This window comes from Streptomyces glomeratus (genome assembly GCF_021462825.1).
Classification (GTDB): domain Bacteria; phylum Actinomycetota; class Actinomycetes; order Streptomycetales; family Streptomycetaceae; genus Streptomyces; species Streptomyces glomeratus.
This window is the reverse complement of sequence record NZ_JAKEEB010000038.1, coordinates 1-26949: the sequence shown is the minus strand read 5'-3', so window position 1 is coordinate 26949 and position 26949 is coordinate 1. Positions and strand designations below refer to the sequence as shown.

Sequence of the window (26949 nt, the reverse complement as noted above, 5' to 3'; positions counted from 1 at the left end):
GAGGCTGGCGGGCCGCCGTAATGCGCAGACGTATTGGGGTGCGTGTGCGGTCCGGTGTCGTACGGCGGGCCGTCACGCGGCCTGGTGGGGCTGGACACCACTGCTGGCGAGCAGATCGCGGGCCTCCTCGATGGGCAGTTCCGCGTCGAGATAGGCGCCGATGCGCAGCCAGTCGTAGCCGAGTTCCAGGGTGGCCCGCCAGGTGTCGGCGGAGTCGAACGAGGAGGGGAAGGCACCGGCACCGACGGTGTTCCGCACCAGGGCGACACAGGCGCGCAGCTCCGCGAGAAGGGCGTCGCCGCTCTCCGCCGAGTCGACGGTGCGCCGGAGGAGTTCCTCGGCACGCGCCTGGATCGGCCGGGCGGCGGGCGGCAACAGGTCCATACGGCGGGCCAGATCGAAATCGGCGGGCAGCGGGTTGACCCCGTGGGCGCTGAACAGTCCGCGCAGCGCCGCATGGAGGGCGCGGCGCGCGGTGAGTTCGGCGACCCGCCACTGACCGCGCTCCAGTGCGCCGGTCAGATCCTCGACGGCGTTCTCGACGACCACGTTGGACCACACCAGGGCCATGGTGGCGGCGGCGAACCGATCGGCGGGCAGCGGCACCAGGTCGATGCCGTCAGGACCGCTGACAGCGGCCCCGTGCACCGACAGCAGCGGCTGCACGGTGGACGGGGGTGGGGTGACGGGACCGGGCGGCGCGGCGAGCGGCAGCGACGGGATGACCGTACCCCCGCCCTTCCACGCCAGCCGTATCAGCCCGTAGCGCAGGAACGCGGCGAGCCGCGGGCCGGGGTCGGCGACGCCCGTGTCCGCGGACGCCGCCAGAACCTGGGGCAGCGGCCGCCCGAGAACGAGGGAGCGCCAGACGGCTCCGGCACGGTCGCCCAGGGCGAACACCTCGCGCCGTCCACGGATCACGTGCACCCGCTCGCCGGTCTGCCAGGTGGTCACCCCGGCGGCACGTTCCACGGTGAGCCGCTCGGTCCGCCAGGGTACCCCGGTGAGACCGAGGTCTTCGGCGAAGGCGAGGCACGCGGTCAGGTGATCGCGGGCGGCGCCGACGTCACCGGGCGCGGGGGCGACGGCTGCCAGCTCCCAGTACCGATCGCGCACGTCGGGCCGGGCGGCCCGGTCCAGTTGCATCGGCAGCCACTTGGGTTCGAGGTAGGTCTCGCCCAGTTCGGCCGCCCATGACTTGACCGTCTGCACGAGTCCGGCGCGGCTCCAGTCGACCGACTCGTCCGTCTCGCCGAGGCACAGCAGCGCCATCGCGTGTCGCAGGGACTGACGGGCCCGGTGCGCCCACCAGTCGACGGTGATGCGCCGGAACCGCTCGAGGGGCAGCATCGCCTTGGCCTCGTCGACCAGGGCATGGCCGCGCAGCGGGTGACTGTGCAGCAGCCGCTGGCAGCGGTTGAGCAGATCCTCGGAGAGCCGTCCGGGCCGTTTCGCCCCCTCCTCCAGCATGCGGAACTGGTCGGCGAGTTGGCCCATCGAGCGGGTGCGGATCTCCACTCTGTGGCCGTCGACGAAGAGCAGCGACGGCATGGTGGGCAGGTCGTTCTCGGAACGGTCGATGAGCAGGAAGTCGATGTCGGAGGTGGAGTTGCCGAACCCCTCGGCGATGGAGCCTTCGAGCGCCACCGCCCACTCGGTGCCCCCGGGCAGTTCGGCGAGGGACTTGTCGAGCAGGGATTGCAGGTGGTCCTCGGTGAGGATCACGGATGTGTCTCCCTCCTGGGAGCGTCCGGATGTACGGTCGCGCCGCCGTCTGGTGGGTCGCCGAGTACGGTCACCGTTCCGGCGGCGCCGTCGACGCGCAGCAGCATGCCGGTGCCGATCTCGGTGGTCGCGCCCTTGACCTGGACCACGGTCGGGATGCCCAGCTCCCGTGCCACGACGGCGACATGGGTCAGCGGGCTGCCGCGTTCGATGACGAGAGCGGCGGCCGAGGGAAGCGCGGCCACCCAGCCGGGGTCGGTGCGGTAGGCGAGCAGGATGCCGCCTCCGACGTCGCATGGGGTGTCGGTGACCACGGCACGTCCTTCGGCGGTGCCGGGGCAGGAGGGTGTGCCGTGCAGTTCGCGGGCACCGCCGCGGGCGGCCGGTTCGGCGGTCCAGCCCGCCCGCTCCAGGTTGCGCGACCAGTAGGGGGCGCCGCGGGTGGAGAAGCGGGACGGGGCGTGCAGTGCCGCGTCGGCGGCTAGTTGCCTGCGGCGCAGCGCGGCCAGTTCCTTCAGCTCGGTGTGCACGATCATGCCCTCATAGGCGCCCCGGATTTCCTCCAGACGTAGCATGAACACGTCATTCCAGGTCTCTATGGCTCCGGTGCGTGCCAAGTCGCGCCCCAGGGCACGCAGCATGCGTTTGGCCGCGCCGAAGGCACGGGTGCGGCAGAACCTCAACCGTTCCCGGTCGGCGAGCGCCGCCCTGGCCTTGCCCCGGATGCGCTCGTACACCCAGCGGCGGGGACCGTGCAGATGCCGGTCGAGGTAGGCGTCGGCCTCGCCGGTGCTGTGGGAAGCGCCGCCTCCCGTACCGTTCCGGGGCGCGTCCCGCAGCAGGGTGAACAGTCCCGCCGGGTTCTCGCGGAGGTCGGGGACCTCCAGCTTGAGTTCGTCGGGGCTGCGGTAGCCGTAGTCGGCGATGTACGCGTCCACGTGGGCCAGGAACCCGGTATGGCCGGCCTCGCGCAGCGCTCCGTAGGCGTCGGTGTCGAGGGTGTTTTCCAGCAGGTTCCGGACCTCGGGGTCGGCATGCGCCTCAGCGGCCAGCGCGGCCAGGGCCCACACCGGTTCGGCGGACTCGACGTTGCCCCCCGGGGCGGCCGCGGCCCAGGTGAACCACTCGGGGGCATGGGGCAACCACCTGCGGGTGAGCAGAGCGAGCAGGCCGATGGAAAGCAGGATCGTGGCGTCCAGGACCTGCATCGGGCCCCATTTCTCGATGAGTTCCCTCTGCAGTCGACGGAATCGGCGGTAGGTTTCGTCACCGGGCAGCGCGTCGTAATCGACATTGTTGAAGATCGCGTACGAACGGTGGAAATCCCGGTGGAAGACCTCCACGGATCTCCGGATGGTCAGGAACCTTCCGGCGAAGATCACCGTACGGGTCAGCCGCGAAATCCGGCCGCGAAGGCCGGTCCGAGGTGTAAAGGGATGAAGGGACTCGGCGGTCTCGTCGGAAACGCTCTCCGCGACGCCCAGGGATTTCTCGAGAACTCGGCGGTTGAGTGGATAGAGCGGCGCCAGGCGCACCATGCGGTACCAGTGGTACAGGTTGTAGTAGACCCGTCCATGGACGTAACCGAGCAGGTGCGGGGTCCACTCCTGCACCTCGCGCAGTGCCTCGCCGCGTACGCCCAGTGCGCGGGCGTAGCTCTCGTACACCTTGGCGTAGACGTCGGCGGCGAAGCTGTAGGTGAGGGGGGAGACGACACCGCTGAAGCTCTCGATGATGTTGGAGTTGTCCCAGATCCGCAGTTCCCCTTCGGGTTCGGGCGCGGTGCGGGCCGTGGGAGCGAGGGTGGTGACGGGCCGGCTCTGCAGGACCCACAGGGTGCCGTCGGCGATGGCCCACTCGATGTCCTGCGGGGCACCGTAGTGTTCGACGGCGCGCCTTCCGACGACATGCAGCCGGGCCAGGTCGTCGGCGGTCAGCGACAGTGCCGTGCGGTCCACGTCGACGACCGGCGTCACTTCGCAGCCGGGTCCGCTGCCGGCCTCGTAGCGTTCCTGCTTGTCGCCGATCAGCGTGCGCAGCGTTTCCCCCGTGGTGGCGTCCAGGACCACGGTGTCGGCGTCGACCGCGCCGGACACCAGCCCCTCCCCCAGTCCGTGGACGGCGCTGACCACATAGCGGTCCGTGCGGCCGGTCGTCGGGTCGGCGGTGAACAGCACGCCGCTGCGCTCGGCGGGCACCATGCGCTGGACGATGACGGCGACGCCTCGGGTGTCGGGCGGCAGTCCGCGTTGTGCGCGGTAGCGCAGGGAGCGTTCCGAGAATCCGGAGGCCCAGCAGCGGCGCACATGGGCGATGACCTCCTCCGGCCCGGAAACGTTGAGGAAGCTGTCGTACTGGCCGGCGAAGGAGTGCTGCGAACCGTCCTCCTCCGGGCCGGACGAGCGGACGGCCACCAGGCCGCCACCGGCCTGCCGGTAGGCCAGGGCGATGGCCCCGGCGATGCGCCCGTCGAGCGGCGCGGCCTCGATCCGACGCGCGATCTCTTCGGCGATCTGCCGCGCCCTGCCCGCCCAGCCATCGCCAAGCAGGTCTCCCAGGTGCTCCTCCAGCCCGCTGCCGCGGCAAAATTCTCCGAAAACGTCGAGGCCGAGCACGGACCAGCGCGGTACTTGAAAACCGTACTCCGTCAGAGCGTGGAGGTTTCTCCCTTTTCCACCGGCCAACTCGGCGATCAGAGAACCGTCATGGGAAGGGCTGAGGACGTGAAGGAGTCGGCGATCGGGCCCGGCGGTGAGCGACAACTCGTTTCCTTCCGAAGGAATTTTTTTCAACCTCACCGAGATGTTTCACGACGGTACCCTTCAAAACCCCCGAGTCGGCCGCTCCAGCCGTTTTAACTGAATATCGCCGGTGGTTCGCCGCCAGATCAGGACGGTCGCGTGGGCCACCCGCCCCGCAGGACCGACCGGTCACGGCAGGCCCGAACCGCCCCGTGACCACTGCCTTCGACCGCCGGGTTGTCGCGGTCGCCCGGGGGGCCCGGTCCCTGCCGGCTTCCGCTTCAGTTGGCCGAAGACGACCGGTACGGCCCTTGACGCACGCCTCGGGGGGTCCGCTTTGGGACACCGACCCTGTACCCGCCGCCGCCGTGGCCGGTCGCGGCCGCACCGGGTGCGGCGGTCTTCATGCTGGATTACGGCACCCGCCGGGCTCCTCGGCCTGTGCGGGGCCGCATCCTGATCGCTGACCGCGGCGGACGCCGTGGGCTCGTCGATCCGCCTCTGCAGCGCGCGCGTTATCGCTTGTTCGCGTCCTTGATCGCTTTGAGGTAGTCGTCCGGAGACAGTTTCGCGCACTGGGGCAGACCGCTGTCCGCGGAGTCGTTCTTCGCGGCGGTGATCGCGGCGGCGCACGCGGCGATCTGCCGTGCACGGGCGGGGTCGGAGGCCGAGCCGGCCGTCCCGGCGGGGCTCGGCGCCGACGGTTTGTCACTGCCCGAGTCGGAGTTGGAGCATCCGGTCAGCATGAGTGCGGCAGTGGCGAGTATCGAGATGCAAGTGCGGCGCATGGGTCTCCTCGGAGGCCGGTGGTGGCGGCATCATGCACCCGGACAAGCACTTTCAGTGATCCTCGAGTGACGCTGTGTCCGTGTTGTGATCTACGTCCGCATGTCGGGGACGTTTCTGCGGCGTCACGCTGCCGAACCGCCTTGCCCCGGTGGCGGCGGCCCGGCCGCCCCGGCCATCGCCACGCGGCCGCGCCGGGAGGGCTCGGCCTGAGCGCGGCTCAGCGAACCGCCACCGGCCAACGATCCAGCGCAGCACGCAGCTGCCCGGTGTCCGGGTCCTCAGCGGCCCAGGCGATATGGCCGTCCGGGCGGATCAACAGGGTGCTGCGCAGGGATCCGGCGGGAGCGGCGATGTGGAGCCACTCCGACTCCGGCACCGGCCGGCCCCGGGTGACCAGCACGAACCTGCCGTCGCGCAGCACCTCGTACAGCCGCCTCCCGCCCGCGAGCCGCAGGTCGGGCACCCGGTGGCCGGTGAGCCGGTGGCTGCCACGCGGCGCGGGATAGGCGATGCCGATGCCGGAGAGCAGACGCTCCCCCAGCGCGGTGAGCGAGCTCACCCGGGAAACCAGGGGCAGTACGAGGCCGCGCAGTCGGCGCAGTCGACCGCTGCGGCGGGTGCCCAGCACTCCCCGGGTGATGGAACCGGAGACACGCAACGCCTGCTTTCCGACGGGGTAGCGCTCCTGCTCGTAGGAGTCGAGCAGTTGCTCCCCGGCCCGTTCCTGAACCACCGCGGCCAGCTTCCAGCTCAGATTGACGGCATCCTGCAGCCCCGTGTTCATGCCCATGCCCCCGGCGGGCGAGTGCACGTGTGCGGCGTCGCCCGCCAGCAGCACCCGTCCCTCGCGGTAGCGCACGGCCTGCCGCTCGTCGCTGTGGAAGCGCGAGATCCAGCGCGGGTCGTGCATACCGTAGTCGGAGCCGAGCACCCGCAGCAGCAGTCCGGCCAGCTCCTCCGCCGTCACCGGCGCGTCATCGGGCCGGTCGTCCCCGGCGACCCAGCCGATCGCCCGGTACCAGCCGTCGCCGAAAGGCACCAGGGAGGCGAATCCGTACTCGTTGGAGTTGGTGGTCACCGCCTCGGCGGGGATGTCCTTGAGCCGGACGTCGGCCAGCATCACCGAACGGACCACCGACCGGCCGGGGAACCCGATCCCGGTCAGCCGCCGCACCGCGCTGCGCACGCCGTCGCACCCCACCACGTACCGGCCGCTGAAGCTGCCCTGGCCGGCCGTCTCCACCTCGACGCCGTCGTCCCTCTGGCGCAGCGCCACCACCTCGGCACCTCGCACGATCCGCACCCCGGCGTCGAGCGCACGCCGCTCCAGCAGCCCCTCGAGGTTGTACTGCGGCGTGATCAGCACGAACGGGAAGCGGGTGCGGAGCCGGTGCAGGTGAAGTTCGAGCTTGCCGAAGACCCCTACCACCGGCGCCGTCCTTCCGAGGGCGACCAGTTCGTCGGCGAGGCCCCGTGCGTCCAGCACCTCCAGGGTGCGGGCGTGCACGGCGAAGGCGCGGGTCAGGTTGGCGTCGGCGTGCCGGCGCCGCTCCAGCAGGGTGACCCGTACCCCGGCGGCGGCCAGGTCCCCGGCCAACAGCAGGCCGGTGGGTCCCGCCCCCACCACCAGTACGTCGGCGGCCTCGGTCATGTGCATCCACCCTTCTCCGGTTCCCTCGGACCAACTGCCGTGCCGATCGGCCCTGTGCGGGCCGCACCGCGGCTACGCGGGGGTCGTGGCTTCGATCATGTGCTGGTAGGAGTTGACCGGCCGCACGTCGCGGACGACGAGGCCCGACCGCTCCACGAGCCCGAGCAATCCCTCTCGGGTGTGCTTTCTGCCGCCGACGGTGAGGAGCATCCGCAGATCCATCGCGGTGCTGAACCTCTGCCCCGGGCCGTCGTCGACGAAGTTCTCCACGATGATCACCCGGGCGCCCGCGCGGGCGGTCTTCACGACGTTGCCCAGCACGACGACGGCGTCCTCGTCGTTCATCCCGAGGATGTTCTTGAAGACGTACGCATCGACGTCGGCCGGGACCTCCTGACGGCAGTCGCCGGGCATCAGCCGCACCCGCTCGGCGAGCGCCCCGCCGTCGAGCAGCCGGGCGTCGGCGTTGGCCACCACGTCCGGCCGGTCGAACAGGATCCCCCGGACGTCGGGGTGGTGCTCCAGCAGCGAGGCCAGCAGGAAACCCTGTCCGCCACCGATGTCGGCGACGGTCCGGGCGCCGGACAGCGGCAGGGCGCCGGCTATCGCGGTGGCGGACTGCCTGCTCGCCTGGGTCATCGCAAGGTCGAACACCGCCGCGGACTCCGGCCAGGCGACGTGCAGGTGGTCGAAGAACTCCCGGCCGTGCAGATCGACGAATACGTCCTTCCCGGTGCGAACCGACTCGTCGAGACGGCCCCACAGCTCCCAGGTCCACGGCTCCGTCATCCACAGCACGAGGTGGTTGAGGCTGTCCGGAGCGTCCGCACGAAGCAGCCGCGAGACCTCCGTGTGGACGAACCGGCCCCCGGAGTCCTCCGCAAAGACCTCATAGCAGGTGAGCGAGCGCAGCAGTCGCCGCAGCGCGTCCGGGTCGGCGTCGACCGCGGCGGCGAGGTCGTCCGCCGTCGCCGGGGTGTCGCCGAGGGCGTCGGCGAGGCCGAGTTTCACGGCAGCCCGCAGCGAGGCCGCGCAGCCGGCGCTCAGCGCGCGTTCCAGCAGCCCCAGCACTTGCGGTTCGGCAGACGTTTCACTGGTCACGGTGGGAAACCTCTCTCTTGGTGCCGGCTTCGACGGTGCCGGGAAAGTGCGCGTCCAGGGCCTCCCGGACCCCGTCGCGCCAGGACTTCTCGCAATCGCCGACGATGCTTCTGCGGCGGGTGTCGTCGAACGCGATGACAGCGCGGGTGACGTCGCTCGGCACGAAGTCGACGGGCACCCCGGTGAGCTCGGAGACGTGGGTCATGAGGTCCTGCACGCCGACGACCTCGTCTCCTCCCCAGTTCACGACGGTCGCGGGTACTCCTGCCGCGGCCCACAGCCGTGGAATGTGACGGGCGATGTCGTCGGTGTGGATCGGGGAGCAATAGTGCTGACCTGCGTGGGGAACAGCGATCGGCTGTCCGGCAAGCATCGACCGGTAGAAGATGACCGGAAGCCCGCCGTGCCCGTGCGGCCCGTAGGCGACGTTGAGCCGGGCGATGGTGGTGGGCAGGCCGAGCGTCGCGGCGAGCGCACGCACGGCGCCCTCGGTGGCCAGCTTGCCGACCGGGTACGTCGGCAGCCATGCCGACTCGGCCCCCAGCGGGTCGTCCTCGGTGTGCCGGTGGTCCGGAGCCTGGGGTGCGTAGAGCGCGCTGGTGGAGACGAACAGAAAGGCCTCGGCGGCTCGGCAGTGGGTCATCAGGCGCCCGGTGGCGACGGAGTTCACCGCCACCACCTCCTCGAAGTCCCCGTCGCCGCGCTCGACCGCCGCGTGCAGCACGTGGGTGAAGTCGTCGGGGACCCCGTCAAGTCCGTCACCGGCCATGTCCCAACGCCAGGTCCGTATTCCCCGGTCGCTGAGTCGTCGCTCCACCTCCGGCTCCGTGAACCGGCCGAGACACCACACCTCGTTGTGCTCCGCGAGCGTCTCGGCCGCCGTGCGCGCCACCAGACCGGTCGCCCCGGTCATCAGGATCTTCTTTCCGAGCATCTGGGTGTTCTGCCTTCCCTCAGTTCCCGCTCGGCCCGGTCGGGTGTGGCGCGGAGGGGGGTGCGGACAGCGCCCGGTCGAGCTCGGCCCGCAGGATGGACTGGAAGACGGCCACGTGCTTCGGCCCCATGAGGGTGTAGTGCTCGCCGGGCACATCGATGTACCGGGGAGCCTCGCGGGTGAAGTCCTCCCAGCGCTTCAGCTCGTTGTTCAGCCAGTCCTGTTTGCTGCCGCGGAGCGGGACGGCGTAGAAGACGTTCATCCGGGCGACGCTGCCGGTGGGCTGGTAGGTCCGGCCGAGGCCGGTGAGGCCGTTGGCGAGCTCGGCCCACGCGGTGAACCGCTCCAGGTCCAGGTCGAGTTCGGCGAGACGGTCCGGGGGCGCGATGTCGATCAATCGGCTCAGCTGCTCCCGCTTGCTCAGCGGGCGCAGCTCGGCGGGCAGTGTGCTCGCCTGTTGCTTGGAGATCAGATCCAGGAACATTGCCAGGTTGACCGCGGTCTCGATGAAGTCGAGTTCGTCCATGCGGTACTTGATGTGCGGGGGGAGGTTGAAGCTTCCAAGGAAGTCCACGCGCTCGCCCTCCGCCTCCAGGAGTTTGGCCACCTCGAAGGCCACCGCAGCGCCGAAGGAGTATCCGGCGATCGCGTACGGGCCGTGCGGCTGCTTGGAGCGGATCGCGTCCGCGTAGCTGCGGGCCATCTCCGCAAAGCTCCCGAACGGCTTCTCCCCCGGGTTGAACCCGCGCGCCCGGAGGGCGTAGAAGGGCCGCTCGTGGACGAAGTACTTGGCCAGGTTCACGAAGACGAGCACCTCGCCGACCCCGGGGTGGACGCAGAAGAGCGGCGTCTTGTCCCCGCTGGTCTGCAGCGGAACGATCGGATCGTACGGGGCGGGCTCTGCGCCGCGGCCCGACTCGATGCGTGCGGCCAGTTCGCGGATGCTGGGCGAGGTGAGGATCGCCAGTACCGGAAGCTCCGCGCCGGGGAAGCGCTGGGAGATCAGCCTTTTGAGGCGCAGAATGTCCAGTGAGGTACCGCCGAGGTCGAAGAAACCGGCAGTGGCGCTGATGGTGGACGGTTCCGCCTCGAAGAGGTCACCGTACAGCTCCGCGAGGGTCTCCTCCACCAAGCCCGAAGGGGCGACGTGACCTCCGAGTTGACGGGTCACCAGCTTCTGCACCGACTCCAGGTGGCCGGCGTAGTCACCGGACTCCAGCCGGCGACGCATGAGCGCTCGCGGGATCTTGCCCAGACTCGTCTTCGGAAAGGCGTCCTTGGGAAGCGGCAGCAGCAGCGCCGGACGGAACCCCCAGTGCAGCACGACACTGTTCCTGATCGCGATGAGCAGGCGGTGCAGCGCCGCCTCGTCGCCGGCCACGTCGGGGGTGACCGCGAACGCGACCGCGAGTTGCTCGGTGTCGCTGCCCTGCGGACGCGTCGGGAAAGCGGCGACGAAGGACTTCTCCACGCCCTCGAGGTCGTCGAGCACCGACTCGAGGTCGTGGCTGTAGTAGTTGACGCCGTTGACGATGATGCTGTCCTTGCTCCGCCCGACGAGGCTCAGTCGTCCGCCGGTGAGCCGGCCGAGGTCACCGGTCCGGAACCAGCCGTCCGCCGTGAACGCGGTCTGGGTCGCATCCTTGTTGTTCCAGTACCCACCGGTGATCATCGGTCCCGTGAGCTGCACCTCGCCGACTTCGCCATCGGCAAGGGGGGTGTTGCCGCCCTCTGCCGCGATCCTGATCCGCAGCCCTTCGACGGGCCGCCCGACTGCTGCGAACTCGGCGCCGTGGTCGGCGTCGGGGAACTCCCGGTTGTAGATGCTGCCGGCACAGGTCTCGGTCATCCCGAAGGCGGGCCACAGGGCTCCGCGGTGAAGCCCGTACGGGGCCAGCCGGTCGAGGAATCCGGTGCCCGTGGCCACCGGATTCGCCTCCCCGCCGGAAACGATGTGCCGCAGGCAGGACAGGTCCAGGGGAAGCGAAGCCGGCAGCTGGTCGAGAGCCTTGTTGATCAACCCCAGCAGGAAATTCGGGGTGAACGTCATCGTCACCCGGTGGGCGTCGATCAGCTCGAGGAAGCGCATCGGGTCGGCCAGGACCGACTCCGGTGACGCCTGCAGTTGGACAGCCCCTACGGACAGGGGAAGCAGGTGTGCCTCGAGCAGCGCGGCGACATGGTCGTACGAGATCCAGTTGAGCGTCACATCGTCCGCGCCGAGCATCTGCACCTCGGCCTTCGCGGCCATGGAGGCCAGAAGGTTGCCGTGGGTGAGCCGCACCGCCTTGGCAGCGCCGGTGGAACCGGAGGTGAGCACCAGCAGCGCGACGTCGTCCGGGGCGGCAGCCGTCACCGCGACAGTGCGCGCGTCCATGCCGGCCGCGGCCAGAACCAGGTCCTCGAAGGTGGCGACCGCCAGGTCCTCGACGGCGGGCAGTTCCTGCCGGGTACGACGGTCGGTGACCACGAGCGGTCTCTCGAACAGGGTGTTGACGTGGCTGAGCTGCGCTGCCCACCGCTGCGGGTCGTTTCGGACGGGGACCAGCGGGCAGGCGGTGAACCCTCCGAGCAGGCACGCCCAGAAGGCCGGAATGAAGTCCTCGGGCCGCTCGAGCAACAGCGCTACGACCTGCTCCGGACGAGCCCCCGCCTCCCGCAGGGAACTCAGCAGACGGAGCGACTCGTCGAGGAGTTGCGGATAGGTGCAAAGGGTGTGGTCGAGGGGCCGCTCTCCCGTGCAGTAGCGCACCCCGTGCCGCGGGAACTGCTCCGCAGCCCTCACCAGCAGCCCACCCAGGTCAAGGCCTCTCTCGCGCTTGGCCGTATCCGCCTGACCGGCAGGTATCTCCTGGCTCGTCGTCATCGTGTCCCTCCCGCCCGCTCCACCGCGTCGGCGGACAGTGCGAGCCTGTGCGCACCCCGTCCACCTCGGCATTCATATGCCAATGGTCGCCAGTAAAACAGAACTCTGTTTTAAGATCCAACACGAATGAGGAGGAGTGCACGTTGACAGGGTGACGGTCAGGCGGCGCACGATGCGTACCTGGCGCGGGGCGTTCCAGCCACAGAAGCCCCGGCGCGATGGAACGTCGCCGCGGACGGCGACGGCCAGGAGCTCACGACACGCGCCATCCACCGGGCCGACGCGGACACCGCGGCCCGGTCGGACCAGGGAGCCGGCCACGGCGCGAGGCCGCGTGGTCTCCGTCACACGTGACAGGTAGGATGAGCAAGCGCTTAGATAGTGCTGCAGACACCGCCACACCGAGCCGGAGGCCTCGTTGTTGTTCACATCCGTCGACGACGTCTCCGTCCGACTCGCGGAGACCGGCTATCTGGCCTCACCGGCCGTCGCCACCACGGTCTTCCTGGCCGACCGGCTCGGCAAGCCGCTCCTGGTGGAGGGCCCTGCAGGGGTCGGCAAGACGGAACTGGCCAAGGCCGTGGCCCAGGTCGCCGGGGCACAACTGGTCCGGCTGCAGTGCTACGAAGGCGTCGACGAATCACGTGCGCTGTACGAGTGGAACCACGCCAAGCAACTGCTGCGCATCAGCGCGGGTCGTGACGAGACATGGGACGAGACGCGCACCGACATCTTCAGCGAGGAATTCCTGCTGTCGCGCCCGTTGCTCACCGCCATCCGAGGCGACGACCCGAAGGTGCTGCTGATCGACGAGACCGACAAGGCCGACGTCGAAGTGGAGGGTCTGCTTCTGGAAGTGCTCAGCGACTTCCAGGTCACCGTACCCGAGTTGGGAACGATCACCGCGACCAACCGGCCCTTCGTGGTCCTCACGTCGAACGCGAGTCGCGAGCTGTCGGAGGCGCTGCGCCGCCGCTGCCTGTTCCTCCACATAGGGTTCCCCGAGGAGGAGTTGGAACGGCGTATCGTCCGGCTGAAGGTTCCGGCCCTCGACGAGGTGTTGACGGAGTCGGTGGTACGCGTCGTCGGAGCACTGCGTGCGATGGATCTGCGGAAGGTCCCGTCGGTCGCCGAGACCATCGACTGGGCGCGCACCCTGCTCGCGCTGGGCGCAGACACGCTCGACGAGGCCGTCGTACGCGACAGCCTCGGCGTGCTGCTCAAGCACCAGGACGACATCCTCAAGGCGGCGGCCAAACTCGACCTGGGCGCCGTGTGAACTCGCCCGCGACGGAAGCAGGGGTCGCCGAGCGGCTGACGGGTCTCGTCGGCACGCTGCGGGCGCACGGCGTCCGGATCGGCACCGGGGAGACACTGGACGCCGCGCAGGCCCTCCAGGCGCTCGGCCTCACCGACCGCGAGCGGCTGCGCGAGGGGCTGGCCGCCACCCTGCTGCACGGTGAGGCACAGCGGCGGGTGTTCGATTCGGTCTTCGATGTGTACTTCCCGAGCCGTGTGGGGGCACCGGACGCACAGCCGCCCGCGGACCGGGAAGCTCTTCGGGAGCGCCTCGCGGCCGCTCTCGCCGCCAACGACGAGGCGATGATGGGGCAGCTGGCGGTCGAGGCGGTGAACGGCTTCGGCGGATACGGCTCCTCACCGGGATCGGACGGCTGGTCGTCGTACCAGACCCTTGACCGGCTGCGCCCGCAGACGCTGCTGGCACGGGTCCGCGATGATGTCAGGGCACAGGCGGACGGGGCGGGTTTCACCGACCGGCTGCTGGAGGACGAGATCCGCCGGCGCATCGACGTCTTCCGCGGACAGGTCGCCTCGGAAGCCCGGCGCCGGGTCGCCGAGCGACGGGGCAGGGACGAGATCGCCCGGCGGGCGGTTCCCCCGCCCCTCGACCGGGTCGACTTCCTGTTCGCCCGGCGAGAGCAGCTCACCGAGGTGCGCAGGGTGGTTCAGCCGCTTGCCCGCAAGCTCGCCACCCGGCTCGCCGCACGCCGCCGCCGCGCCGCACGCGGCACCATCGACCTGCGGCGGACCCTGCGCGGATCGCTGTCGACGGGCGGGGTGCCGATGCGGCCCGTCCTGCGCAGACGTCGTCCCGTCCGGCCCGAACTGGTGCTGCTGTGCGATATGTCGGGCTCGGTGTCGGGCTTCTCGGACTTCACGATGCTGCTGGTGCAGGCCCTGCACGACCAGTTCAGCAAGGTGCGGGTGTTCGCCTTCGTCAACCGCATCGACGAGGTGACCCGGCTTGTGGTGCACGGCGCGGCCGATCCCGAGGGGCTGGGAGCCCGAATCCGGTCGGAGGCGGTACTGACGGACTGGCATGACAGCAGTGACTACGGCGTCGCCTTCGGTGAGTTCGCCGAGCGGTATGCCGACGCGGTCGGCTCCCGTACGACGGTGTTCGTCCTGGGCGACGCACGGACGAACTTTCGTGACCCGAACCTGCCGGCGGTACGGCTGATGTCCGAACGGGCCCGTCGCGTCTACTGGTTGAACCCCGAGCGGCGCTCCCTGTGGGGCACGGGCGACTCCGCCACGGCTGCCTACGCCGAACTCGTGGACATCCACGAGTGCCGCAACCTCCACCAGCTCAGCGCCCTGATCGCCCGCCTGCTGCCGGTCTGACCGCACCCGGCGCCCGAGACCGTCCGGCGGGCGGGCTCGGACCCGGCGCTGACCGCGGGCCCGGCACCCGCGTCGCCGCGAGTCCCGGCTGACATCTCAGTCAGCCGAAGCGGACGTTGCTGAGGTCGATCGAGACCATGAGCCGGCTCGTGATGGGCCGGCCGTCGGTGTCACGGAGGTAGGCCCGGCGTTTGGTGGGCAGCATGATGCCGTCCGCTTCCACGCAGTCGTAGACGTACTGCGCCGCGGCGAATCCGCCGGCCACGTCGACGTGGTAGTCGTGCCGCCGCAGAAGCCGGTCGGGGCCGAAGTAGAAGTCCTGGTGGGTGCTGTGGCTGGCGATCCGGGGCGGGAAGGTGGCGCGCAGTCCTGGCCAGATCTCGTCTCCCTCCCGCCACGGCGCGATGTCGGTGACCGTGAAGCCGGGCATGGCCAGCAGGAAGGGCGTGGTGAGATAGGTCCACAAGGCGTAGCCGTTGAAGTAGGCGCGGTCCAGCGGATCCCAGGGTGTCTCCAGCGCGTGCCCGGAGAACGACCGCCGCGGGTCCGTGCGTTCGGCCACCACTCGACCGTCGAGTTTTTCGATGCTCACGCGTCCGGGCGTGAAGTCGGTCGTCTGGTCGGGGGCGCCGAAGGGGGTCACCGACGCGTGCTCCTCATGCAGTCGCACGGTCATCCGGCGTGGCGCGGGGTCCTGGGGCAGGCCCTTGGTGGTGAACAGGTCGCCTCCGCTGACGATGGTGGCCTGTGCCTCGGTCAGTTCCTGCCAGCGTTCGATCCCGCCATGGGCTTCGATGGCACCGGCGAGCAACTCATTCACGTTGGTCTCCTTCTCTGCGTTCTGTCGGTGGGTCGATTGGGGAGGCGGGCCGGTCCTTCCGGATGCTTCGGTCGCCGGGCCACGCCCTCCGAGCCGGGCGACCGGGCCGCCGGCGGTGCCCGGGGACGCGGGCTGTCAGCGGCCCCGGAAGTCGAGTGCGGGCCGGGGCAGCCCCGCGTTGAAGGCCCTGACTGCCGAGGCGAGAGCGGCCTTGACGTCGTCCGTCTCGAAGAGTGGCATGGCGATGTCGAAGATTAACTCGTCCGCCGCGGACACCCCTCCGACGGCCCAGGCACGCAGCGGGGAATTGTGGGCGCCATAGGCGCGGGTGGGGCCCTTGGCGGCCTTGCGGGCAAGCGCCGTCGCCTCGGTCGGCAGGGCGTCGTCGGAGACGACACGATTCACCACGCCGGCCTCGGCCATCACGCGGGCGGGTACCTGCTCGGAGGTGAGTGCCCATTCCGCGGCACGCGCCCGCCGCACGTCCGCATCCGGCCAGTCGACGATGTCACCACCGAAGCTGAAATCCGGTCCTTCGGAACGCACCGGAAGGGCACGCGCGTTGCTGTCGCCGATCGCCTCAAGGGCCTCCGCGAGCTCGGTGGCCATCTGCGGATCGATTCGGTTCTGCGGCGGGTCGGTCAGGACCAGAGTGGCGAGGCCGTCGTCGATGGAGTAGATCAGGTGGGGCATGGTCTTTCCTTCGGACGTTCCCTCGGACAGGACCGGCGAGGTGGCCTGCGTGGGGACGGTCCGGTTCGTCAGGCGAGGTATTCACGGAACCAGGCGAGGGCCGCGGCACTCGCCTGGTCGAACTGGTCGCTGTACGGGTCGAAGTGTCCGCCGGGGATCAGCTGCAGCCGCTTGGGCTCCAGCGCACGCTCGTAGGCCCCGAGCGCCAGATCGGTGACCGTCACGGTGTCGTTCAGCGCGACCACCATGAGCAGCGGAGTGGGAGAGACCCTTGTGATCCAGGTCCCGGGTTCATACATGCGGGCCGCGCGGGTGGAACGGACCGTGACCTCGTTCTCCCACACGCCCTCGGGCTTCGGCTGCAGGTAGAAGTCGATGGCCTCCTGCGACCGGTAGGAGGCGGGCACCTCCGGGTCACTGCTCACGATGGCCAGCGTGCGCGGGGCCTCGCCGCGGAACTGTCCCCGCTCGTCCTCGGCGAAGGACTCCTCCAGGGCTGCCACGGCGTCCGGTGCGACGCGGCGCAGCCCCTGCTCGTAGCCGCTGATGGTCGGTGCCTGGGAGACCACTGCACGCAGTCGGCGGTCCGTGGCGCCCAGCACGATGGCATGGCCGCCGGCGTAACTGGTGCCCCACAGGCCGATCCGTTCGGCGTCGACCTCGGTGCGGCTCTCCAGGTAGGAGATGGCCCGCCGCCAGTCGGCGATCTGCCGCCAGGGGTCGACGTCCTGCCGTGGGAGGCCGTCGCTGGCCCCGAAGGTGCGGTGGTCGTGCAGCAGGACGACGAAGCCGTCCTCGGCGAAGGTTCGCGCGAAGGGTTCGAGGCCGTGGTCTCTGACGCCCGCGTAGCCGTGGGCCATCGTGATCGCCGGATGCGGGCCGGGCCCATCCGGCAGAAAGAGCCATCCGCGCAGCGTGACTCCGCCGTCGGCTTCGAATTCGACGTCCTTGCGCTCAACCATGATTGGCCTCCTAGGTGAAACCGGGCCTCAGACCTGGTGGAAGTGATCGGCGTCGATCACCAGCGGGGCGCTCCTTCGGCGAGCTGGAGCTCGCCCTTGCCGAAGGAGAAGTTCTCGTTCGGCACCGGGATCAGCGCGATGAATATGTCGTCGGGTGAAACGCCGAGGGCCTCGACCACCAGCCTGTTGATGGTCTCGGCCACCGCCCGCTTGTCCCCCATGGGGCGGTGAGCCCCGAGGAGAACGGTGATGATCATGGCGTCGCTGCTGCGCTGCATGCCCATGAAGGTCGGGTCAAGGAACAGCTCGTCTTCGCCATGTTCACTGATCATGATGAAGCGGTCGCCCTCGGGGATTCCGAGTCCCTGTACCAGGGACTGGTTGAGCGCGTCGGCGAGTGCGCGCTTCTGCTGGGACGAGAAGCGGTTGGCGGGAACGTGGGCGTTGAAAACGGGCATGAAATCTTCCTTTCACATGGGGCGGGTTGGCACTGTTCAGCGATCGATCGGTTCAAGTGGCGTGGTCCCGGTTACCCCTTGGTGGAGCCCGAAGGGGACCAGTCGGCGCTGTCCACCGGCGACCATCCGTCCGGATGCTCGTCGATGCGGCGCATACGGCTGCCGACGCGTGCGCGCAGCAGGTCGTCTGAGAGGGGTGTGACGAATGCGTTGTCGGCAAGGGTGTACTCGGCGGCGAGGCGGCCGACCGTCGGGATGGCCCCCGTATCGATCCGTCCGTTTTCGGTGTACAGGTCGTCCCTGATGTGGAACCGGACGACCTTGCCCCAGACGACATGGTCCTGCGCCTCACCCGCCGGAATAATCCGGTCGAGCGTGCATTCCAGGGCGATCGGAGCGCCCTTCACACGTGGCGCCTCGACCACTTCACAGGTCTCTTTGGCCAGACCTACCTCGTCGAACTCGTCCTGCTCGCTGGCGAATTCCACAGCGCTGCGATGCATGGAGTGGGCGTGGGGAAGGGTGACCAGATTGGTGACAAACTCACCTGTGTCCCGAATATTGACGAGGGTGTCCTTGAGGGTCTTCCCGTCAGACCGGGGCTGTATGGTCAGGGACACCATCGGGGGCTTTCGGCTCACTACGGTGAAGAAGGAGATCGGCGCCAGATTTGCGATCCCGGACGGCGACAGCGTGCTCACCCAGCCGATCGCACGCGGTGTGACCGACCCGATGAGGAGCTTGTAGGCAGCCCTCGCATCCAGGTCGTCGCTATTGATGATCATCTTGGTGGCCTCTCGGACGAGGGGGGACTTGAGGCGGACGGTCAGGCTCCGGTCGTCAGCCGCCCGCGTTGTCGGCCCCGCCCAGGAAGTGCTCCTCGATCAGCGCGACGGTGCGGGCCGGGGTTTCCATGGGGGGTAGGTGGGCCGCGCCCTCAAGGACGAGGCTGCGCACGTCGGCGTACTGGGGCACGATCTGCTGTTCGGCCAGGGCAGCAGGCAGAACGGGGTCGTGCCGGCCGGTGAGGACGAGGACGGGGCGCTGGTACCCCCGCACCTCTTCGGATACGTCCTCCTGGGTCCAGACACGGAGATAGGCGCGCATGGCCGCAGGATCGGCCGTCTTGTGGGACACCTCGTTCACATAGCGAACGAAACCTGTTCCGAGTCGACCGCCGGTCACTGCGGTGATGACCGTGGCCCGTGCATCACGGTTCTCGGTGGCCTCCTCGAACAGCTTGGTGCCGTCCGCGTCGAGGGGGAAGGCCCGGCTGGGGACCGCGCACAGCAGCACCAGGCTGCTCAGGCGGGACCGGGCTTCCGGCTGTCCGGAAACCCACTGCGCGGCCTGGCCGCCCATGGAGTGCCCGACCAGATGGAAGTCGTCCCATCCCAGGGTGTCGGCCAGCTGGAGGAGATCGTTTCCCATCTCCCGGACGGAGAAGTCACCGGCCAGCGCCCTGGACCGTCCGTAGCCGCGGAAGTCCGGAAACACCCACGTGAAACGCTCGGTGTCGAGATAAGGGATCAGGCAGTCGTAGGATTCCTGGCCGGCCAGCCATGAGTGGGCCCAGATGACCTTGGTCGCTCCGGTGCCCGCAGTGTTGTATCCCAGAGGCATTCGAATTTCTTCCCGTCCGGCGAGTGCAAGAACTCGACGAATCCGATAGGTATGGCCGGAAGCATTTCGAGGCGGCATGCGGCGCACCTCTCCGGTGCGCTCCGGCGCCGGTTCAGGGCTCAGGAGGCCGCCGAGGGGTAAACCTGAAGGCCCTCGATCACGTCACGCCCCTTGGCGGTGTCCGCGTACAGTCGCGCCTCCGTGATCAGCCCGTCGACCACGGTGAACAGCAGGCAGTGCTCGTTCTCCATGGTGCGGCCGTTCTTCGCCTTCGCCCTGGCCCTGACGGGAACCACCACGTGCGACCCGGCATCGAGCACCGCGTGCGCGTCGTAGTCGAAGTACTCGTAATAGTGATCGAAAAGATCCTCATAGAAGGCGAGAAATCCCTCCCGGCCGTGGAATGTCCCGCCATAGGGAAGGGACGTGGGGAAGTGAAAAATCACGTCGGGCGACATCAGGGCCACCAGATCGGATGAATCGTTCTTCTCGAATCCGGAATAGGCTCGACGGCAAGCATCCACGACTGCCTGGTTGCGGGGCATGCTTCCTCCATGTTCGGGATCGAAGCGGTATGAGGTATGGAAATGTTCCGCCACGCCGGCTCTCATCCGGTGCGGTGCGGGGCGCCGCCAAAAGGCACCGCAACGGATGCCCGGCCCGTGATCGTGCAGGGCAGGTCACGGATGCGATCAGGTCCCTGGCTGCGTCGGGCGGACTCATCCGCCGAATAGGACCCTGCCTCTAAGTTTCGAAGTGGAACCCAGGTGATGTCAAGGCTGAGTTCCGAATGACAACTCCGGGGTACCCTGTCCCTATGGAGTGGCGAGAACTTGATCTTGGTAATTGCAGCGTCGCCGCGACCCTGAGCCTGGTCGGCGAGCGATGGACCCTGCTCATCCTGCGCGAGGTATTCGCCGGGCTTCACCGCTTCGACGAGATCGCGGACCACCTGGGGATCTCCCGCCGCGTGCTGACCGAACGCCTGAAGCAACTGGTCGACGCGGGCCTGCTGGAGCGCCGCAGCTATCAGGAGGCAGGACAACGCTCGCGCCCGGAATACCACCTGACGCCCCGCGCACACGACCTGCAATGGGTCCTGGCGGCGCTCCTCCAGTACGGCGACACCCATCTCGGCGACACCGCAAACGCACCGGTGCTACTGGAACACTCCGGCTGCGGCGGCCATGTCCACGTTGAACTGCGCTGTACCTGCGGCCAGGAGGTCGCCGGTTCCGCAGTCGAGCCGGCCCTGGGCCCCGGCGCCGTCCGGGTGTCCTCCTGACGCGATCACACCGGTGGAGCGACGCGCGGGCACCCTGCGGCCGCCCCACGAGCGGCCTTCGACAGGCTCGAAGTCACCGACCGGCTCTCACGGAGAGAACCCGTACACACGAAGGGCGTTGTCGCGCCCCGCCCACGTGGCGATCCTCAGCGCGTCCGGGAGGCTCAGTTCGTCGGCATCCACCCGGTCCTGCAGCAGCCCGGCCAGACCCTGCCGGAAAGCCAGAGCGCCCAGCTGGTAGAACTCGCCCAATCCATAGGCATCGGAGCTGTAGAGGAGTTTGCGGAACGGGGTGACCTCCAGTGCCTCCTCCAGGATCGCCCGGGCGCGGACGGGACCGACGTGGTGCAGGGTGAGCCCGACATCGAGGTGCACCTGCTCGAAGACGGCGGCCAGAAAGGCGGCCTGGCGTTGGTACGGCCAGCAGTGCAGCAGCAGAACCGGGATGGTGCCGGAGATGAGGTGCAGCCAGTCCGTCAGGTGGGCGGGGTCGACCCGGTGCATCCGGATGTCGTTGTCCCCGAAGCCTGTGTGCAGTTGAAGCGGCAGCCCCAGGTCCACCGCTGCCCAGAGCAGGTGCCGTACGAGGACGGGGTCGTCGATCCGCGGGCGATCCGGTGGGTTCTCCTCGGCATCGCGTGCGGTACTCCCTGTCGCTTCCCTGGCCAGCCAGCGCCGGGCCGCCGCGGTCACGTCGGCGTTCGAAGGCCGACGAGGGTCCAGGTCGAATCCAGTGCGGTAGGCGGCGACGGACTTCACCGCGACCGCGGGTCGCTCGGTCATGGCCTCGCTCATGGCGGTGAGGAACACGGCCGCGTACTCGTCCGGTTCCACTCCCCCGGCCGCCACGGCCTCGGCGACGGCCTCGAGTCGTAGCACCTCGTGCGCCGCTGCGGCCGGGCGGCCGGCGGCAACGGCGAGTTCCGCCGGTGTCGTGAGGCGCTCCGGGAGGTAGCCGGTGTCCACGCAGAACACATCGGTTCCGGCTGCGGCAAGGAACCTGCGATTGACCTCGCGCCAGCCCAACTCGGCCCGCCGCGCGAGGTATTCCGGGGCCGGCACGTGCCGCGGCAGCTCCAGAAGGGGAGCGCAGTGCCGGCGGATGGCCACGCCGGCCGGGGTGTCGAAAGGCGTGACCCCGCTTGTGGGCCATACATCGCCCTCCGTCATGAGCGACTGGAACGCCTCCGGATCGAGATCGGCGGTGACGACACCATGACAGTGATGATCCACGAGGGGCAGCTGGGCCAGGGCCTCTTGAACCGGCCCGGCCGCCGGTGGCGTGCTGCTCATGAGCGGGCGCTCTCGGTCCGTGGAAATCCGCTGTCCTCTGCCACGATCAGTACACCCACCGGTACGCCGCCGCCACGTGCTCGTCGTCCAGCCCGGCCACCGCCGCCGTCTCTCCGAGGCGTACGGCGATGACCGCGTCGGCCAGGACCGGCCCCAACGCCGTGCGGAGCTCGTGGTCCTCACGGAACCTTTCCACGGCGTCCTCGAGTGACTCCGGCAGACGGCGCACTCCTCGCTTCAGCGCCTCCTGGCCGGTGAACCGCGCGGGGTCCCCGGTCACCTCCTCGGGCAGCGGCATGGAGGCAGCAACGCCGTCGAGTCCGGCGGTGATCAGGCAGCCGAGCGCGAGGTACGGGTTGGCCGCCAGGTCGACCGGCTTCACTTCGAGGTTCGCGGCCTGCTCGTGCAGTCCCGCGGTGCCGGTGATCAGTCGCACCGCGGACTCGCGTGTCTCACGGCCCCACACGGCGAACACCCCGGCCCACTGCGAGGGCTTGAGCCGCAGATAGCTCGCCGGGCTCGGGGCGGTCACCGCGGTGAGCGCGGGAAGGTGGGCGAGCAGGCCGGCGGCGAACGATTCGGCCTCCGCCGTCATTCCGTACCGGCCGTCGCCACCCGCGTGGAGATTGATCCCGCCGCGCCAGGTGGAGAGATGGACGTGTCCGCCGTTGCCGACGCCCTCCGCGGTGACCGCCGGGGCAAAGGAGACCCTCAGACCATGGCGTCCTGCCACCGCGCGGATCGTCTGCCGCACCAGCACACTGCGGTCGGCCGCGCCCACCGGATCCAGCGCCGCCACGGACACCTCGAACTGTCCGGCCGCGTACTCGGGGTGGATCTGGTCCACGTCCACGCCCTGGGCTGCCAGCGCCGCCAGCACTTCGACGGTGTAGTCGCTCAGCTCGACCTGCCGGGTGGCACCGTACGCCGGACCCGTGGTCGCGGGAACGAACTCGTCGCCCGCCGTGGCTCCCCGCCCGACGGCCCATTCGACCTCGATGGCCGCTTTGAAGGTGACGCCGTACCGTCGAGCGGCGTCCGTGACCACACGGCGGAGGAAGGTCCGGCTGCACCCCGGATGCCGCTCACCCTCCTGGGTGATCCGGTCCACCGGGGCCCACGCCCAGCCCGGCTGTCCGGCGAGGACCACCAGGTGGTCGAGGTCGGGGTACAGGCGAAGATCACCATCGGGGGAGCCGAGTACGTCGGTGGTGACGATGGAGTCGTTCGCCAGGAAGGTGTCGAACACCGGTGACATCCCCACGCCCCAGGCGACCGCGGGCCCGAGCCTGGCCGTCGGAATGGTCTTCACCCGAGTGATACCCGCCGTGTCGACGTACGCCAGCACGATGCCGTGCACGCCCCGCGCCGACAGTTCCGCGCCCAGTGCGGTGGCCCGCTCGACCTCACTCGGACGTCCGCCGGGGACAGGGTCGGCCAGGGTCGTCATACGTCCTCCTCCGTCCTGCTCGGCGCGTTCCGGCCCCGTGTGCGAGCGGGGCTGGAGCGCGATGGCACGCAGCCGATGCACCAGGCCAGAATCGCCCACGGCGGCAGGCTCGGGGCGGTCGGCCACGCCGTCCAGTCCGAAAGCGGCTTCGGGGCGGGTCGGAACCGGCCCCGGTGGCGGCATCGACTGCTTGCCGACGTCAGGCGGGAACCGGGCGGATCCCGGTTCCCGCCTGACGCCGCCAGCCGGTTCAGCGGCGATAACGGGCCAGCTCCCATGGATCGTGTGCGGAGACCACCTCCACTTGGTCGCCGTGGTCGCGGACCAGCTCACGCAGCCGGGCCTGAGTTCCCAGCCGCAGGTCGCGATGCACCTGCGAGCGCGTCTGGACGATGTCCAGCAGGGGGTGAGGTTCCTTCGTATCCCCGATGTCGCGGTGGTAGTAGTAGGCGTCGCCACAGTGGAGGAGCCACCGGTCACCGCCGTGCACGGCGACCCCGGTGTGCCCGGTGGCGTGACCGCCGAGAGGGACGAGCTTGATCTCGGCCGGCAGCCCCTTCGGCTGCAACGCGCTGAAGCCGAACCACGGCTCGCCGGGCTCGGGATCGTAGGTGACCCAGTGGGGCTCGTGTGCCCAGTGAGCGGGGCGGTAGCGGAAGCTGGGCGCCTCGGCGCGCGCCGCCTCGAGTTCGGCGGCGAGCACATGGACCCGCGCGTCGGGGAAGTCGGGAAGGCCGCCGCTGTGGTCCACGTCCAGGTGGGTCACGATGATGTGGCGCACGTCGGACGGTCCATGCCCCAGCCCGGTGACCTGGCGGATGGCCGTCTCCTCCTCGTCGAGCGCGGGTTGCGTCATCGCGACCCAGTCGGCGCCCAGCGTGCCGTTCGGGTCCCGGATGTCACCGAGACCCAGTCCGGTCTCGACGAGGACCAGGCCGTCGGCATCGGTCTCGATGAGCAGGCAGTGGTTCACCGCGGGTGCGGGTTGCGGGCCGTCGTAGGTGGCCTCGATCGTGCGGACGGAGCCGCAGTTCAGGTGGTGGATCTTCATGGCGCCTAGGCTGCGACTTGAACCGCGATTCAAGTCAAGGGGGCGTTGAAGTGAGGGAAGAACCGTTGCTGGACATCGCCGAGGTCGCGCGGCGCTCCGGGCTGGCGCCCTCGGCTCTGCGGTTCTACGAGAAGAAGGGTCTGATCGCCGCCGCGGGTCGCAACGGTCTCCGCCGTACCTACCACCCGGACGTGCTGGAACGCCTGGAGCTCATCACCTGTGCGCGCAGTGCCGGGCTCTCGGTCGCCGAGATCGGCCGGTTCCTGGTGGCGCGGCCGTCCGACGCGGACCTGCGCGACCGCATGGCCGACAAGGCCCGCACCCTCGACGAGCAGATCGGCCGGCTCACACGGCTCCGCGACAGCCTCCGGCACGCGGCGGTCTGCGACCACGAGCCGATCGTCGACTGCCCGCAGTTCAAGCGGGCCGTCGGCAATGTGTCCGCGCCCGCGACGACCCCGGGTGGGTCGAGCTCTCGACCCACCCGGCCAAGCGGATGAGTAGGCGCGCCTTCGGCTCTGTGGTCGCGGCCCATCCGGGTGCCGCCGTGTCAGGTGGCGCATCGGGGGGCGCTTCAGGTGATGGGAGGGCATCCGGCTTGTCAGGCAAGCGGCCACTTGCCTATGGTGTGGTTGTGGCGGAGGATGTCTTCAAGGCACTGGCCGACCCCACCCGCCGACGCATCCTCGATGAACTGGTGGAACGGGACGGGCAGTCCCTGTTCGAAATCTGCGCGCGGCTGGCCACCAAACACGGTCTGGGGCTGTCCCGCCAGGCGATCAGCCAGCATCTCGCCGTGCTGGAGGCAGCGGGCCTGGTCCGGACACGACGCGAGGGCCGTTACAAATTCCACGATCTGAACACCGAACCGCTTGAGCGCATGGTGACCCGATGGCTCAGGCCCGATGTGCCGGAGAGCACTCCATGAAGATCCACCTGTCCAGCGTTTTCGTCGACGACCAGGACAAGGCCCTGCGCTTCTACACCGACGTCCTGGGTTTTGTGAAGAAGACCGAGGTCCCGCTCGGCGAGTACCGGTGGCTGACCGTGGTCTCGCCGGAGGACCCGAACGGCACCGAACTGGTGCTGGAGCCCGACGGTCATCCCGCGGTGAAGCCGTACAAGGCCGCCCTGGTCGCGGACGGCATTCCGGCCACCTCCTTCGCCGTGCAGGACGTGCACGCCGAGTTCAACCGGCTGCGGGGCCTCGGGGTGCAGTTCACGCAGGAGCCGCTGGAGCTGGGGCCTGTCATCACGGCGGTGCTGGACGACACCTGCGGCAACCTGATCCAGATCGCCCAGTACAAGTAGGCTCGGCACTGCGACCGGTGTGCTCAGTCGGCTACCGTTCGCGCATCGAAGCCCGCGGACGACGGCTGTTGGACAGGCGAAGGGTTAGAAGTTGCACATCGAGTGGATCTGGTTGCTCCCGGTGGGTGCACTCCTCCTGGTGGCGTGCGACTACGGGGGTGTGGCGCGGCTGATGTGGGACATGCAGCCGGCCGCGGCACGGAATGTCCGGCCCGGCCCGACGGGTCTCCGGGTGATCGCCGGGATCCTGGCGATCGTGACTCGCCTCATCCAGCCGACCGACGGCTGAAGGCTTCCAACCGACGGCTGAAGGCCTTCAACTGCGGGGCAGCAGAGGCGAGTCGAGAGGCGCCCTTGCTTCCGGGGTCGTGGGGCCACAGGTCGGCCATGCCAAGGCGATCCGCCCGCGGAGGCGGGCAGAGGTGAGGAACGGCCTCGGGACTGGTGGGCTCGCATGTTGAGGTGTCGCGTATTCACTGTCTGCGGAGGAGTTCAGTCACTCAACGTGTGCCTCGCTTTCCGATGCGGCTGCCATGTGGCGACGACAGAGATCTGCTGAGGTGAGGTGCGGCTTGTCGAGAGCGGCTGAGTAGAGGTTCATCTCACGAGCTGCCATGTCGAGGTGCTGCCAGAAGGCCAGCGGAAGCTCACGGTCATGCCCCAGGTCGACAAGGTCGTCGAAGGCGAGTTCCAGTTCATTGTGGTCAAGCGACTCCTGCACTCCGCTTGGGTCGATCTCTGCTGTCTCGGTAAGCCGGGACATGGCTGCAGCGAGATGGTCGCGAGTGGTGGTCCACGAGGAAGCAAGCGAGTGATCAGTGACCTGGAGATCCTCTCGGATTAGGTTCGGCCGTGGTCGCCGGGGGCGTATCGGCTCCAGGTTCCGCCGGCTTCGGTGACCAGGCCTGTGGCGGTCTTGTCGTGGTAGCCGAGGGCCTTTGCGATGACGGGGGCTGGGGCTTGGAGGACAAGTCGGCGGATCGCGGAAGTCATGCCGCGCTGTGGAGGGACGCCGATCTCGCGCAGGTGGGCCTGGAGGCTGCCGGGGTTCATCGGCTGCCCTGGTTGGCGGCCGGGGAAGAGCCGACAGCGATCCGCGCGTTGGACCTGCCCCGAGCCGCCAGGAGCACGGTCTGTGACCGGACCCTGGCCTGGTGCGGAGTCTTGTGACCGTAGGCCGCCTTCTTCAACCGTTGCCGCTCGGCGGCAGTCAGGACTGTGGGGGCGGGCGGCCGGAACAGGCAAGGCAGACAGGGCGGTCAGCAGGAGTGGATCACAACGCCGTGACTCCTCCCCCTTGTGAACGAGGGGGCTTCTCGTTATGCCGGGTTGGCGTCGCGACGGACCAGCCCGGCCCGTAGAACGTTCAGGGCGCCCACCGTGTCCGCGTGCGCGCTGTGGCCGCACGAAACGCAGTGGAACTTCTCCTGGGTGGGCCGGTTCTCCGCTGAGACATGCCCGCATTCAGGGCAGGTCCGGGAGGTGTTGCGGGGGTCCACAGCGATCACTTTCCGTCCGGCGCTTTCAGCCTTGGCGTGCAGGATCGTCAG

At 69.2% G+C, this 26949-nt stretch carries 27 protein-coding genes; 7 read left to right on the top strand and 20 right to left on the bottom strand.

The genetic code is table 11. From position 1 onward, the window contains the following. Window positions 1-72: 72 nt before the first annotated feature. The 7 genes from LZ604_RS30055 to LZ604_RS30025 all read right to left on the bottom strand — a co-directional run bounded on the left by LZ604_RS30055 (window position 73) and on the right by LZ604_RS30025 (window position 11807). Window positions 73-1725, bottom strand: a complete 1653-nt coding sequence (locus LZ604_RS30055; protein ID WP_234518971.1) for a hypothetical protein — start codon at window positions 1723-1725, stop codon at window positions 73-75. After that, window positions 1722-4409 (bottom strand): phosphoenolpyruvate synthase, encoded by a 2688-nt coding sequence (locus tag LZ604_RS30050; RefSeq protein ID WP_234518970.1) that lies wholly within the window; start codon window positions 4407-4409, stop codon window positions 1722-1724. Before LZ604_RS30050 ends, LZ604_RS30055 begins: the two co-directional genes overlap by 4 nt. Window positions 4410-4981: 572 nt before the next feature. Next, the gene (locus LZ604_RS30045) at window positions 4982-5254 is read right to left on the bottom strand and encodes a hypothetical protein (protein WP_234518969.1); all 273 of its coding nucleotides are present in this window, start codon (window positions 5252-5254) and stop codon (window positions 4982-4984) included. 218 nt (window positions 5255-5472) lie between these two features. Beyond that, complete coding sequence (locus LZ604_RS30040; RefSeq protein ID WP_234518968.1) at window positions 5473-6906, bottom strand: FAD-dependent monooxygenase; 1434 nt, start codon at window positions 6904-6906, stop codon at window positions 5473-5475. Between the two features lie 72 nt (window positions 6907-6978). Then, entirely contained in the window at window positions 6979-8007 is a 1029-nt protein-coding gene (locus LZ604_RS30035; RefSeq protein WP_234518967.1) for a methyltransferase, read from the bottom strand. Beyond that, window positions 7997-8920 (bottom strand): NAD-dependent epimerase/dehydratase family protein, encoded by a 924-nt coding sequence (locus LZ604_RS30030; RefSeq protein WP_234518966.1) that lies wholly within the window; start codon window positions 8918-8920, stop codon window positions 7997-7999. The genes LZ604_RS30035 and LZ604_RS30030 overlap by 11 nt, the downstream gene beginning before the upstream one ends. 40 nt (window positions 8921-8960) lie before the next feature. Then, window positions 8961-11807, bottom strand: coding sequence for a non-ribosomal peptide synthetase (locus LZ604_RS30025; RefSeq protein ID WP_234518965.1), 2847 nt, complete (start codon window positions 11805-11807; stop codon window positions 8961-8963). A gap of 421 nt (window positions 11808-12228) precedes the next feature. Between LZ604_RS30025 and LZ604_RS30020 the strand changes: the two genes are divergently transcribed. Then, complete coding sequence (locus LZ604_RS30020; protein WP_234519013.1) at window positions 12229-13086, top strand: AAA family ATPase; 858 nt, start codon at window positions 12229-12231, stop codon at window positions 13084-13086. Continuing rightward, complete coding sequence (locus LZ604_RS30015; RefSeq protein WP_234518964.1) at window positions 13083-14453, top strand: vWA domain-containing protein; 1371 nt, start codon at window positions 13083-13085, stop codon at window positions 14451-14453. Before LZ604_RS30020 ends, LZ604_RS30015 begins: the two co-directional genes overlap by 4 nt. Window positions 14454-14553: 100 nt before the next feature. Here LZ604_RS30015 and LZ604_RS30010 read toward each other — a convergent pair whose 3' ends face one another. The 7 genes from LZ604_RS30010 to LZ604_RS29980 all read right to left on the bottom strand — a co-directional run bounded on the left by LZ604_RS30010 (window position 14554) and on the right by LZ604_RS29980 (window position 19554). After that, window positions 14554-15273 (bottom strand): hypothetical protein, encoded by a 720-nt coding sequence (locus LZ604_RS30010; protein WP_234518962.1) that lies wholly within the window; start codon window positions 15271-15273, stop codon window positions 14554-14556. Window positions 15274-15408: 135 nt separating this feature from the next. Further along, the gene (locus tag LZ604_RS30005) at window positions 15409-15966 is read right to left on the bottom strand and encodes an enoyl-CoA hydratase/isomerase family protein (protein WP_234518961.1); all 558 of its coding nucleotides are present in this window, start codon (window positions 15964-15966) and stop codon (window positions 15409-15411) included. A 68-nt stretch (window positions 15967-16034) separates the two neighbouring features. After that, window positions 16035-16928 carry an alpha/beta hydrolase gene (locus LZ604_RS30000; RefSeq protein WP_234518960.1) on the bottom strand — a complete coding sequence of 298 codons (894 nt, stop codon included), beginning with the start codon at window positions 16926-16928 and terminating at the stop codon, window positions 16035-16037. Between the two features lie 56 nt (window positions 16929-16984). Beyond that, a complete protein-coding gene (locus LZ604_RS29995) occupies window positions 16985-17386 on the bottom strand; it encodes a tautomerase family protein (protein ID WP_234518959.1) in 402 nt (133 codons plus the stop codon). Window positions 17387-17457: 71 nt separating this feature from the next. Continuing rightward, complete coding sequence (locus LZ604_RS29990) at window positions 17458-18171, bottom strand: flavin reductase family protein (protein ID WP_234518958.1); 714 nt, start codon at window positions 18169-18171, stop codon at window positions 17458-17460. A gap of 55 nt (window positions 18172-18226) precedes the next feature. Further along, window positions 18227-19009 (bottom strand): alpha/beta fold hydrolase, encoded by a 783-nt coding sequence (locus LZ604_RS29985; protein ID WP_234518957.1) that lies wholly within the window; start codon window positions 19007-19009, stop codon window positions 18227-18229. Between the two features lie 119 nt (window positions 19010-19128). Further along, entirely contained in the window at window positions 19129-19554 is a 426-nt protein-coding gene (locus LZ604_RS29980; RefSeq protein WP_234518956.1) for a nuclear transport factor 2 family protein, read from the bottom strand. A 272-nt stretch (window positions 19555-19826) separates the two neighbouring features. Between LZ604_RS29980 and LZ604_RS29975 the strand changes: the two genes are divergently transcribed. Next, a complete protein-coding gene (locus LZ604_RS29975) occupies window positions 19827-20294 on the top strand; it encodes a winged helix-turn-helix transcriptional regulator (protein ID WP_234518955.1) in 468 nt (155 codons plus the stop codon). Between the two features lie 87 nt (window positions 20295-20381). Here the strand turns inward: LZ604_RS29975 and LZ604_RS29970 are convergent, their stop codons facing one another. The 3 genes from LZ604_RS29970 to LZ604_RS29960 form a co-directional block, all read right to left on the bottom strand. Continuing rightward, the gene (locus tag LZ604_RS29970; protein WP_234518954.1) at window positions 20382-21587 is read right to left on the bottom strand and encodes an amidohydrolase family protein; all 1206 of its coding nucleotides are present in this window, start codon (window positions 21585-21587) and stop codon (window positions 20382-20384) included. A 46-nt stretch (window positions 21588-21633) separates the two neighbouring features. After that, window positions 21634-23037 (bottom strand): type I glutamate--ammonia ligase, encoded by a 1404-nt coding sequence (locus tag LZ604_RS29965; protein ID WP_234518953.1) that lies wholly within the window; start codon window positions 23035-23037, stop codon window positions 21634-21636. 250 nt (window positions 23038-23287) lie between these two features. Beyond that, entirely contained in the window at window positions 23288-24088 is an 801-nt protein-coding gene (locus LZ604_RS29960; protein WP_234518952.1) for an MBL fold metallo-hydrolase, read from the bottom strand. A 50-nt stretch (window positions 24089-24138) separates the two neighbouring features. Between LZ604_RS29960 and LZ604_RS29955 the strand changes: the two genes are divergently transcribed. The 4 genes from LZ604_RS29955 to LZ604_RS29940 all read left to right on the top strand — a co-directional run bounded on the left by LZ604_RS29955 (window position 24139) and on the right by LZ604_RS29940 (window position 25688). Beyond that, window positions 24139-24588, top strand: a complete 450-nt coding sequence (locus tag LZ604_RS29955; RefSeq protein ID WP_234518951.1) for a MerR family transcriptional regulator — start codon at window positions 24139-24141, stop codon at window positions 24586-24588. Between the two features lie 134 nt (window positions 24589-24722). Then, window positions 24723-25016, top strand: coding sequence for an ArsR/SmtB family transcription factor (locus LZ604_RS29950; protein WP_234518950.1), 294 nt, complete (start codon window positions 24723-24725; stop codon window positions 25014-25016). Beyond that, on the top strand, window positions 25013-25399 hold the full coding sequence (locus tag LZ604_RS29945; protein WP_234518949.1) for a VOC family protein: 387 nt from the start codon (window positions 25013-25015) through the stop codon (window positions 25397-25399). Before LZ604_RS29950 ends, LZ604_RS29945 begins: the two co-directional genes overlap by 4 nt. Window positions 25400-25490: 91 nt before the next feature. Then, window positions 25491-25688, top strand: coding sequence for a hypothetical protein (locus tag LZ604_RS29940; protein WP_234518948.1), 198 nt, complete (start codon window positions 25491-25493; stop codon window positions 25686-25688). A gap of 207 nt (window positions 25689-25895) precedes the next feature. Here the strand turns inward: LZ604_RS29940 and LZ604_RS29935 are convergent, their stop codons facing one another. From LZ604_RS29935 to LZ604_RS29925, 3 genes are all read right to left on the bottom strand, one after another. Continuing rightward, the gene (locus LZ604_RS29935) at window positions 25896-26162 is read right to left on the bottom strand and encodes a hypothetical protein (RefSeq protein WP_234518947.1); all 267 of its coding nucleotides are present in this window, start codon (window positions 26160-26162) and stop codon (window positions 25896-25898) included. A 77-nt stretch (window positions 26163-26239) separates the two neighbouring features. After that, window positions 26240-26452: a hypothetical protein gene (locus LZ604_RS29930; RefSeq protein ID WP_234518946.1), complete on the bottom strand. Its 213-nt coding sequence runs from the start codon at window positions 26450-26452 to the stop codon at window positions 26240-26242. Window positions 26453-26718: 266 nt separating this feature from the next. After that, on the bottom strand, window positions 26719-26949 hold a 231-nt coding region (locus LZ604_RS29925), incomplete at its 5' end, for a zinc ribbon domain-containing protein (protein ID WP_234518944.1).